This window comes from Cognatilysobacter lacus, assembly GCF_008274655.1.
GTDB lineage: Bacteria > Pseudomonadota > Gammaproteobacteria > Xanthomonadales > Xanthomonadaceae > Cognatilysobacter > Cognatilysobacter lacus.
Genome location: NZ_VTRV01000108.1, coordinates 1 through 9254 on the forward strand (window position 1 = coordinate 1; position 9254 = coordinate 9254).

The 9254-nt window shown below is 69.5% G+C and carries 10 protein-coding genes; all 10 read right to left on the bottom strand.

Features of this window, described 5'->3' with window-relative positions; translation table 11 throughout:
- Positions 1-90: 90 nt before the first annotated feature.
- Entirely contained in the window at positions 91-732 is a 642-nt protein-coding gene (locus tag FW784_RS09910; RefSeq protein WP_149353185.1) for a chemotaxis protein CheW, read from the bottom strand.
- A gap of 1 nt (position 733) precedes the next feature.
- Entirely contained in the window at positions 734-1504 is a 771-nt protein-coding gene (locus tag FW784_RS09915) for a ParA family protein (protein ID WP_149353186.1), read from the bottom strand.
- A complete protein-coding gene (motD, locus tag FW784_RS09920; RefSeq protein ID WP_149353187.1) occupies positions 1504-2391 on the bottom strand; it encodes a flagellar motor protein MotD in 888 nt (295 codons plus the stop codon). Before motD ends, FW784_RS09915 begins: the two co-directional genes overlap by 1 nt.
- Positions 2391-3131, bottom strand: a complete 741-nt coding sequence (locus tag FW784_RS09925; RefSeq protein WP_149353188.1) for a flagellar motor protein — start codon at positions 3129-3131, stop codon at positions 2391-2393. Before FW784_RS09925 ends, motD begins: the two co-directional genes overlap by 1 nt.
- 70 nt (positions 3132-3201) lie before the next feature.
- Complete coding sequence (locus FW784_RS09930) at positions 3202-5001, bottom strand: chemotaxis protein CheA (RefSeq protein WP_149353189.1); 1800 nt, start codon at positions 4999-5001, stop codon at positions 3202-3204.
- A gap of 18 nt (positions 5002-5019) precedes the next feature.
- Complete coding sequence (locus FW784_RS09935) at positions 5020-5634, bottom strand: protein phosphatase CheZ (RefSeq protein WP_149353190.1); 615 nt, start codon at positions 5632-5634, stop codon at positions 5020-5022.
- Positions 5631-6023: a chemotaxis response regulator CheY gene (gene cheY, locus FW784_RS09940; protein ID WP_149353191.1), complete on the bottom strand. Its 393-nt coding sequence runs from the start codon at positions 6021-6023 to the stop codon at positions 5631-5633. The genes FW784_RS09935 and cheY overlap by 4 nt, the downstream gene beginning before the upstream one ends.
- 194 nt (positions 6024-6217) lie before the next feature.
- On the bottom strand, positions 6218-6997 hold the full coding sequence (locus FW784_RS09945) for an RNA polymerase sigma factor FliA (RefSeq protein ID WP_425481629.1): 780 nt from the start codon (positions 6995-6997) through the stop codon (positions 6218-6220).
- A complete protein-coding gene (locus FW784_RS09950; RefSeq protein ID WP_149353192.1) occupies positions 6994-7866 on the bottom strand; it encodes a MinD/ParA family protein in 873 nt (290 codons plus the stop codon). The genes FW784_RS09945 and FW784_RS09950 overlap by 4 nt, the downstream gene beginning before the upstream one ends.
- The coding region (locus tag FW784_RS09955; RefSeq protein WP_149353193.1) for an AAA family ATPase at positions 7853-9254 on the bottom strand (1402 nt) is incomplete at its 5' end. The genes FW784_RS09955 and FW784_RS09950, both read right to left, overlap by 14 nt.

Sequence of the window (9254 nt, forward strand, 5' to 3'; positions counted from 1 at the left end):
GCCGAGCGCAGGCGCCGTGTGCGACAGGCCGCCGGCGCGGGCGTCGTCACCGGTCAAAGCCGACCGAACGCGCCCGCCGGCACAACGCGGTCAGGCAAACAGCGCACCCGCGTCCAGCAGGACCGTTGGCGCATCGGTCACGCGGGCCACGCCCAGCGTCGGCCCGGGGTCGGTGCCCTGCAACGGTGGCTCCACGTGCTCGCGCTCCAGCGAAACCACGTCTTCGACGCAGGTCACCAGCACGCCGATCAGCTCATCGTCGCGTTCCACGACGACCACGCGCGCGCGTTCGTCGACGGTCACGCCACCCACGTCCAGCCATAGCCCGAGGTCGAACACCGGCACGATGCGACCGCGCAGGTTCATGACGCCCAGCACGGAATGCGCGGCGCCGCGCATCGCGACGACCGGCGCGACGCGTACCACCTCCTGCACGCGCAGCAGTTCGAATGCGTACGAATCGCGCCCCACGCAGACGCGCAGCCAGCGATTGCCACCAGTGGCCGTGCGTGCACGGCCCGGCGCGGCGGGTGGCACGCGCGGGATCGACGCGATCGGCGCTGACGGCATCAGCGCCTCGAGCGACGGATGCGCGCGCGCCAGCGAAATCGTCTCGACGGACTCGCGGCTTGCGGTCGGCTGCTCGTGCGAGAAGACCGAGGCGGCCGCGACGGCGGCGGGCGTTGGCCCGCTGCCCAGGAGTTCCTCGAGATACGCGTCGATAGCGCTCATGTCAGGCGGCTTCGCACTCAAGTGAAATCGGATCCAGGAGCCACTGCAGGGCCTCGCGATAGGCGTCCGCCCCGCGGCTGGCCAGCGTGGCACCGCTCGCAACCGCTGCCGCGTCGCGCAGGCGCGTGTCCAACGGGATCGGATCAGGGCTCACGAGCGGACCGTACATCTCGTGCAGCTGCTCGAGGCTCTGCTGGCCCGAGCGCGTACGCTTGTCGTGCAGCGTGGGAATGATCGCGCGCGGAAGCGGGCGTCGACGCGAGCGCTCCACCATGTCGGCGGTGCGCAGCATGTCGCGCAGGCCGTGCAACGCCAGCGGGTCGGTCTGCGTGGGCGATACAAGCCGGTCCGCCGCTGCGAGCGCGTTGACCATCAGCAGGCCCAGCGTCGGCGGGCAGTCGAGCACCGCGTAGTCGTAGGCATCGCGCGCGGCGTGCAACGAACGGCCCAGCGCGAGGCCGAGGCCGGGCTGGCTGGCGCCGCGGCGTTCGAGCGTGGCCAGTGCCGGTTGCGCAGGGCAGACGTGCAGGCGATCGATCGCGGTGGCGCGACCCAGCCGCGAAAGCATCTGCGTGGGGTCGGTGAACAATTCGTACGAACCGCGTGCCGGCGGATCGGTCGGGATGCGGAACGCGTGCGACAGCGACGCGTGCGGGTCGAGATCGAGCACGAGCACGCGAAAGCCCGCATCGACCAGGCCGCGCGCCAGGCACAGTGTGGTGGTGGTCTTGCCGACCCCGCCCTTCTGGTTGGCGATCGCCCAGGTCTGCATCAGCCGGCGCTCCGCGGTGTCGCGGCCGGTTGTGTCGCGGCGAGCCTTTCGTCACGCCGAACCGAATCCGTCCCTTCGCCTGCGGGCAGAATCACCAGCATCACGCGGCGATTGGCGTTGCGACCCTGCGGCGTGTCGTTCGCAGCCACCGGCTGGAACTCGCCATAGCCCGTCATCGACAGCCGCGACGGCGCTACGCCGGCCTGCAACATCACGTGCAGCACGCTCGCCGCACGCGCGGCCGAGAGTTCCCAGTTCGACGGAAACGACGGGCTGGCGATCGGCTGGTCATCCGTGTAGCCCTCCACCCGGATCGCGTTCGGCGCGTCGCGCAGCACGCTCGCGAGCTTCTGCACGGTGTCGACGGCAAGCGCGCTGGGCGAAGCGGAACCGCTGGGGAACAACAGGTCGCTCTGGATCTCGACTTCGAGGTAATCGCTGCCCTGGCGCAGGCGCACGAGCTTCTGCTGCACCAGGCCCGACAACGCGTCGCCGATGCGGTCGCCGATGCCCTGCAGCTGTTGGTGGACCGCGTGTGCACGCGCCGCGCGAGCGGCGGGGGTATCGGCCAGGTCGGCGCGAAGGCGGGGCGCCTGCAATGGCAGGGCACGACCCGGCGCGGCGGCACGCGCCATCGCAAGCGATGGAACGCGCAGATCGGCGCTGCCTTGCTGCACGTGGCCCAGCTGCACGGCCGTCACCGACCGGGGTGCTCCGCCGAACGCGGTGGAGAGCGAGTCGGCGACGGCGCGGTACTTGCCCGCATTCACCGACGAGACCGCGTACATCACCACGAAGAACGCGAGCAGCAGCGTCACCAGGTCGCCGTAGGGAATCGCCCACGCCTCGTGGTTCATGTGTTCCTCGTGGACGTGCCGGCGCGCCATCAGTGCAGGTACCCCGACAGGCGCGCCTCGATGTTGCGCGGGTTCTCGCCCTGCGCGATCGCGATCAGGCCCTCGATGAGCATTTCGCGATCGAGCGCCTGCCCGGCGATCACGCCCTTGAGCTTGGCCGCCATCGGGAGCAGCAACAGGTTGGCCGAACCGATGCCGTAGATGGTCGCGGTGAACGCGGCGGCGATGCCGTGGCCGAGATGGCCGGGGTCTGCAAGGTTCTTCATCACCGACATCAGCCCGAGCACCGCGCCGATGATGCCGAGCGTCGGCGCGTAGATGCCCATGCCTTCGAACACCTTGGCGGCGGCGATATCCCGATGCTGGTGGCTCTCCAGCTCGATCTCCAGCGTCTGCCGGATGGCGTCGGGCTCGCTGCCGTCGACGACCATCTGAAGGCCCTTGCGCAGGAAGTCGTCCTGCAGCATATCGAGTTCGACCTCGAGGCCGAGAAGGCCCTGGCGGCGCGCGACGTTGCTCCAGTCGACGATGCGCGCGACGAGCGCCTTGCCGTCACGCGCCGGTGGCTGGAACACCCATCGCACGATCGCCATCGCGCGTCGGAACGTGGACATCGGCGTCTGCACGAGGATCGCCGCGAGCGTGCCCAGGATCACGATCACGAACGCGGCCGGCGACCACAGCCCGGCGAGCCCCGCGCCCTTGAGCACGCTGCCCCCGAGCAGCGCGGCCAGCGCGAGTACGACGCCGATGATTGAGAGCCTGTCCATCGCACCTGTTAACGGGCGCGCCTGCAGGTTTCTTGAACGCCCACGCGCGTGGGCGTGTTCAGCCGGGCGCTCAGGCGCTGGCGACGATCCGCCGCGTGCGCACACCGGACTCGTGCAGTGCATCCACGTCGAGGATCAGCGCCATGCGGCCGTCACCGATCAGGCTGGCGCCGGCGTAGCCCGCCAGCCCGCGCAGCGTGCGCGGCAGGGCCTTGATGACCACTTCCTCGCGCCCGCGGACGCGATCGACGATCAGCACGAAGCGCTGTTCGCCGGCCTGAAGCACCACGCCCGTGGCAGCGCCGCCCGTCGAGGGTTCCACCCCGAGCCAGTGACGCAGGTCCAGCACCGGCGTGGGCTGCTCGCGCAGGTCCAGCACGCTCTGGCCATCGATCCACAGCGCCTTGGCGCTGTCGTGCGCAAGCACTTCTATGACACGCACGAGTGGAAGCGCGTACACGTCGCCGTCGATCTCGACCAGCAGCGTGGGCAGGATCGCGAGCGTCAATGGCACCTTGATCGACATCCGCGTGCCACGCCCGACGTCGGACTGGATCTGCACGCTGCCGGACAGCTCGCGGATCCTGCTCTGCACCACGTCCATGCCCACGCCACGCCCGGACAGGTCGGTGACTTCGGCGCGCGTGGAGAAGCCGGGCATGAAGATCAGCTGCAGGCATTCGTCGGCGCTCAGGCGCGCGGCTGATTCGGCGTCGACCAGTCCCTTGCGGATCGCGCTGTCGCGGATCTTTTCGGGATCGATGCCGGCGCCGTCGTCGCGCACCTCGATCATCACGTGGTCGCCTTCCTGCTGTGCGGAAAGCCGTACGCTGCCGACCTCGTTCTTGCCCGCCGCGCGGCGCGCCTCCGGCGATTCGATGCCGTGGTCGATCGCATTCCGCACCAGGTGCACGAGCGGGTCTGACAGCGCCTCGACGAGGTTGCGGTCGAGTTCGGTCTCGGCGCCGACGACGTCGAGTTCGACCGATTTGCTCACCTGCCGCGCGACGTCGCGCGCAAGCTTCGGAAAGCGTGAGAACACGCGCCCGACCGGTTGCATGCGCGCCGTCATCACCGCCGACTGCAGGCGCGACGTGGCGGCGTCGAGCACGCTCACCGCGCGATCGAGATCCTCGTCGCGCAGGCGCGGGCGGATCGTCTTCAGGCGGTTGCGCGCGAGCACCAGTTCGCCGACGAGGTTCACCATGGCGTCCAGGCGACGCACGTCCACGCGCACGGTGGTTTCGCCGGCGTCGTTCGCGGCCGGGCTGCGGCGACCGTGCGCCATCGGCTCGGGTCGCGCGACCTCCGTTGGAGAAGGCGCGGGGGCGACCGCTGCCAGCGCAGGCGCTTCGGACGCCGGCGCGGCGCCGGGTAGCGCCCCCTTGCCGTGAAGCGCATCGAGCAGCGAATCGAAGTCGAGCTCGTCGAGATTGTCCGGCAGGTCGCTCGCGACGATCGCCGCCTGCGACGTCGGCGATGTGCGGTGATCGACGTGCATGCTGTCGATCAACACCTGCGGCACGCCCGGCAACGGCTGGCCGACGGCGATGCATTCAAGCATGTCCGCGAGCAGGTCGATGGCCTGCTGGGCGCCGTCGAACGCGAATCCGTCGAGCGGCATCGCGCCGTTGCGTGCGACGTCCAGGCGATCCTCCACCGCGTGGCAGAGCGTCACCATCGGCGGGAAGTCGAGGAAGCCGGCGCCGCCCTTGATGGTGTGGAAACCCCGGAACACCAAGTTCAGGGCGTCGCGGTCTTCAGGCGCGCGCTCGAGCACCACCATCTGCTCGCCGAGCTGGTCGACGATCTCGCGCGCTTCCACGAGGAAGTCGGCGCGGATCTCGCTGTTGCTGTCGGTGGCGCCCATCGCGTCCGGCTCCGTGACTCAGAGCCCGAGCGCGGAGAGCAGTTCGTCCGCGTTGTCCTGCGTTGCGGGACTCGGATCCACCCCTGAAACGGCGGGACCGTGCCCGCGATTCCCGTTGTGAAGCTGCAACGGCTCCTGCGGCCCGACGATGTCGCCGAGCCCGGTGTGCACCGCGCGCACCAGTTCGACCACGCGCAGGATGATCTGGCCCGTCAGGTCCTGGTAGCCCTGGGCGACGGACATCTCGGAAAAGCGCGAACGCAGGCCGGCGATCACGGCGCGCTGTGCGTCGTCCTGCGGAGCCGGCAGCTGGCCGAGCAGGCGGCTGCATTCGTCGATCAGGTCGAGCGTACGCATGCTCGACGTTTCGGTAAGTTTCACAACATGCTCGAGCCGCGAGCAAGCGTCGGGCAGCGACGCCGCGCCGTTGCCACGGCCGTCGTCGCCGAGTGCGACCGACAGCTCGCGCGCAAGCCGCACGATGCCCTGCACCAGCGGCTGCGTGCGCCACTCCACCAGTTCATCGATGGCGCCACGCCAGCCGGGAGTGTCGTCGCTTTCGACCGCCCGCACCGCCGCCTGCAGCGTGGCGACAATCGCGGCGCGGTCGGGCTCGACGAGCGCCGCGCTCACGCCGCGGCCCCGATGCGCTCGAAGATCTTGGCGAGCTTGTCCTGCAGCGTCGCGGCGGTGAACGGCTTGATGACGTAGCCGTTCACACCGGCCTGCGCGGCTTCGATGATCTGCTCACGCTTCGCTTCGGCGGTGACCATGAGCACCGGGATCGTCTTGAGCGCAGCGTCGGCACGAATGCTCTTGAGCAGGTCGATGCCCGGCATGCCCGGCATGTTCCAGTCGGTGATGACCAGGTCGAACCGGGCCTTCCGCAGTTCGACGAGCGCGCTGTTGCCGTCCTCGGCTTCGGTGGTGTCGAAGAAGCCGAGATCGTTCAACAGGTTCTTGACGATGCGTCGCATCGTCGAGAAGTCGTCGACGATGAGGATCTTGATGGTCTTGTCCATGGGCGTTCCGGGCTGTCCTTGAGGACTAACGGCAGGGAAGGGAATGTCTTGATGCCCCGCGCAACCGCGCCTGCGCGGAACGTCGAACGCGTCGCGGCCCGGGTTCCAGCCGAAGGCCGCCCTCGACCCGGCCACGGTTCGCGCGCCAGGTCGTTTGTGGCACCGCGATCGCGCAGCGCTGCGCCAATCGCGGCTCAGGCGTCGATGTGTTCAGCCGCGGTGTCGCGCCAGTCTCCCAACCGACCGCGCAGCCGCAGCATCGACTGTCCATGGATCTGGCAGACGCGCGATTCGCTGATGCCCAGCACCGCCCCGATCTCGCGCAGGTTCATTTCCTGCTCGTAGTAGAGCGACAGCACCAGCTGCTCGCGCTCTGGTAGGTTGCCGATGGCTTCGCCGAGCGCCTGCCGGAACACGCTGTTCTCGAGTTCGCGCGCCGGCGTGATGTTGCAGCTGGCCGCAAGTCGCGGCTCGCCGTCGAAGTCGTCCATCTGCTCGTCGAGGCTGAGCAGCTGGCCGCGCGAGGCGTCCTCGAGCATGTGGTGGTAGTCGTCCATCGACACCCCCAGCACCTCGGCGACTTCCGCGGAGTTCGCCGCCCGCCCGTTGGCCTGTTCGACCTGTCGCGTCGCGGCGACCACGTCGCGATAGCGACGGTGCACGCTGCGCGGCACCCAGTCGCCGCGGCGGATCTCGTCGATCATGGAGCCGCGGATGCGGATCGAGGCATAGGTCTCGAACGCCGCGCCCTGGTCGGCCTGGAAGTTCTTCGCGGCCTCGATCAGGCCCAGCATGCCGGCCTGGATCAGGTCGTCGACTTCGACGCTGGCAGGAAGCCGCGCGGCGAGGTGATGCGCGATGCGGCGTACGAGTTCGCCATGGCGCGTCACGACCGCCGTGGCGTCGAAGCCGTCGCTGGCGGTCCGCGTCTGCCGGTATTGATTGGCCTTCACGGCCGTCGCGGTCATGTTCATGCGGTCGCGCTCCGCGCCGTCGGGATCAGGCGCTCCATGAAGAATTCGACGTGGCCGCGCGGGCCGTCCGGCGTCTGCCATTGCGCGGCGCGCTTGGCGATTTCTCGGAACGCCATCGATGCCGGCGCGGCGGGGAAGGCGTCAACGACTGCTTCCTGTCGCTGCACGGCGCGGCGCAACCATTCGTCGCGCGGGATGGCGCCTAGGTAGTTGAGGGTGACGTCGAGGAACTTGGACGTCACGCGTTCGAGCTTGTCGTACAGCTGGCGGCCCTCGGACGGATGGCCGACCTGGTTGGCCAGCACCTGGATGCGCGTCACGCTGCGCTCCCGGCTCAGCACCTTGATCAGTGCGTAGGCGTCGGTCACCGATGCGGGCTCGTCGCACACGACGACGATCACGTCCTGCGCGGCCTGGCAGAAGGTCAGCACGCTGTCGGAAATGCCGGCCGCGTTGTCGATGATCATGACGTCGACCGGCACGTCGAGTTGCGAGAACGCGTGCACCAGGCCCACGTGCTGCGCCGGCGTGAGTTCGGTCATGTGGCGCTTGCCGCTGGCCGCGGGCACCACCAGCAGGCCGTTGGGGCCTTCGAGCAGCGTGTCCGACAGTTCGCAGCGGCCGGCGAACACATCGGCGAGCGTGAAGCGCGGGCTGAGCCCCAGCATCACGTCGACATTGGCCAGGCCGAGGTCGGTGTCGAGCAGCAGCGTGCGCTGCCCGGCGTTCTGCAGGCTCATCGCCAGGTTGACACTGACCGACGTCTTGCCGACGCCGCCCTTGCCACTGGCGACGGCGATCACGCGTACCGGGCCGGCATCGTTCGCGGACAGGCGCACCGGGTTTGCGACGGGGTTAGGCGACGACATGGCGTTCCTCGGTGGCGAGCGGGTTGTCGGCGGCGCGACGGAGTTTTTCGATCGAGAGCACGAGGCGCGATGCATCGGCGGCTTCGAGGTCGGCGGGCACGTGCTGGCCTGCGGTCGTGTAGGCGATCGGCAGGGCATGCTTGATGGCGACGGAGATCGCACTGCCGAGGCGGCCGGTCTCGTCGAGCTTGGTCAGCACGACGGCTTCCGGCTGCGCCATGCGGTAGCGACGCACCGCTTCGGACATGTCCTGCGCCTGCAGGTTGGCGGGCAGCACCAGCAGCGAGCGAAGGTTGCGCGTCGCACGCAGCCAGGTGACCTGGCCGAGCAGCGCCTTGTCGCGCGCCGCATAGCCCGCGGTGTCGACGAGCACGAGCGGGTAGTCGACCAGCTGGTCGAGCGCATCGGTGAGGCCTTCGGGGCCGTTCGCCTCGCACACCGTGATGCCGAGCTTGCGGCCGAGCGCGTGCAGCTGTTCGCGCGCGCCGGGGCGTTCCACATCGGTGGTGACGAGTGCGACGTCGCGGGCGCGATGGCGCTGCGCGAATCGGGCGGCGAGCTTGGCGAGCGTGGTGGTCTTGCCGGCCCCGGTCGGGCCGATCAGCGCGAACACGCCGCCGTCTTCGAGCGGTTCGGCGCGGGCGATGGTGAGCATGCGCGCGAGTTCGGCCAGCAACGGTGCCTTGACCTTGGCCGGCTCCAGGCGGGCGTCGATGCGCTGCGCGATCTGTTGCGCCAGCGCGTCGTCGACGCCGTAGGCCTGCAGCGTCTCGAAGGCGAATGCGCGTGCAGGTGAGCCGCGCAGCCGTTCGACCGCGTACTGGCCCATCTGGCGCTCGATCATCTGGCGCATCGACGTAAGCTCGTTGCGCATCGCGGCGATCGTCGGGTCTTCCGATTGGTTGACGACGAGCTGCAGCGTCGGCGGCGCGGTGACGGTGAGCATCGGTGCGGGCAGCGCGACGACGGGCGTCGGCGCCTGCGCGGCGGCCATCTCGGCGAGCGGATCGAAGGCTTCGACGAAGGTCTGCACGCGCGGCGCTTCCGCGACCGTGCGCGGTGCGTCGAATTCGGCGAAGTTCGGTTCGGTGGCACTTGTCTCGAAGTCGACGACGTCAACCTGCGGCGGGACGTCTATCGGCGCGGGCTCATGCGCCACAGGCGTCACGTCGATCACGGCGGGCGCTTCGCGCGTGGCCAGCACCGGCGTGTCTTCCACCACCGCCTGCGCCCGCGCCTGCACGTATTCGGCTTCGGCCTGCACCATGCCGACGGCGCGGGCACTGATGCGGGTGGGCGTGTCGTCCTGGTCGCCGAGGCGGCGGAGCAGCGTGCGGAAGTCGTCGCCGGGACGGGCGCTATCGACCTCGGGCTGCTGCGCCGGCGGC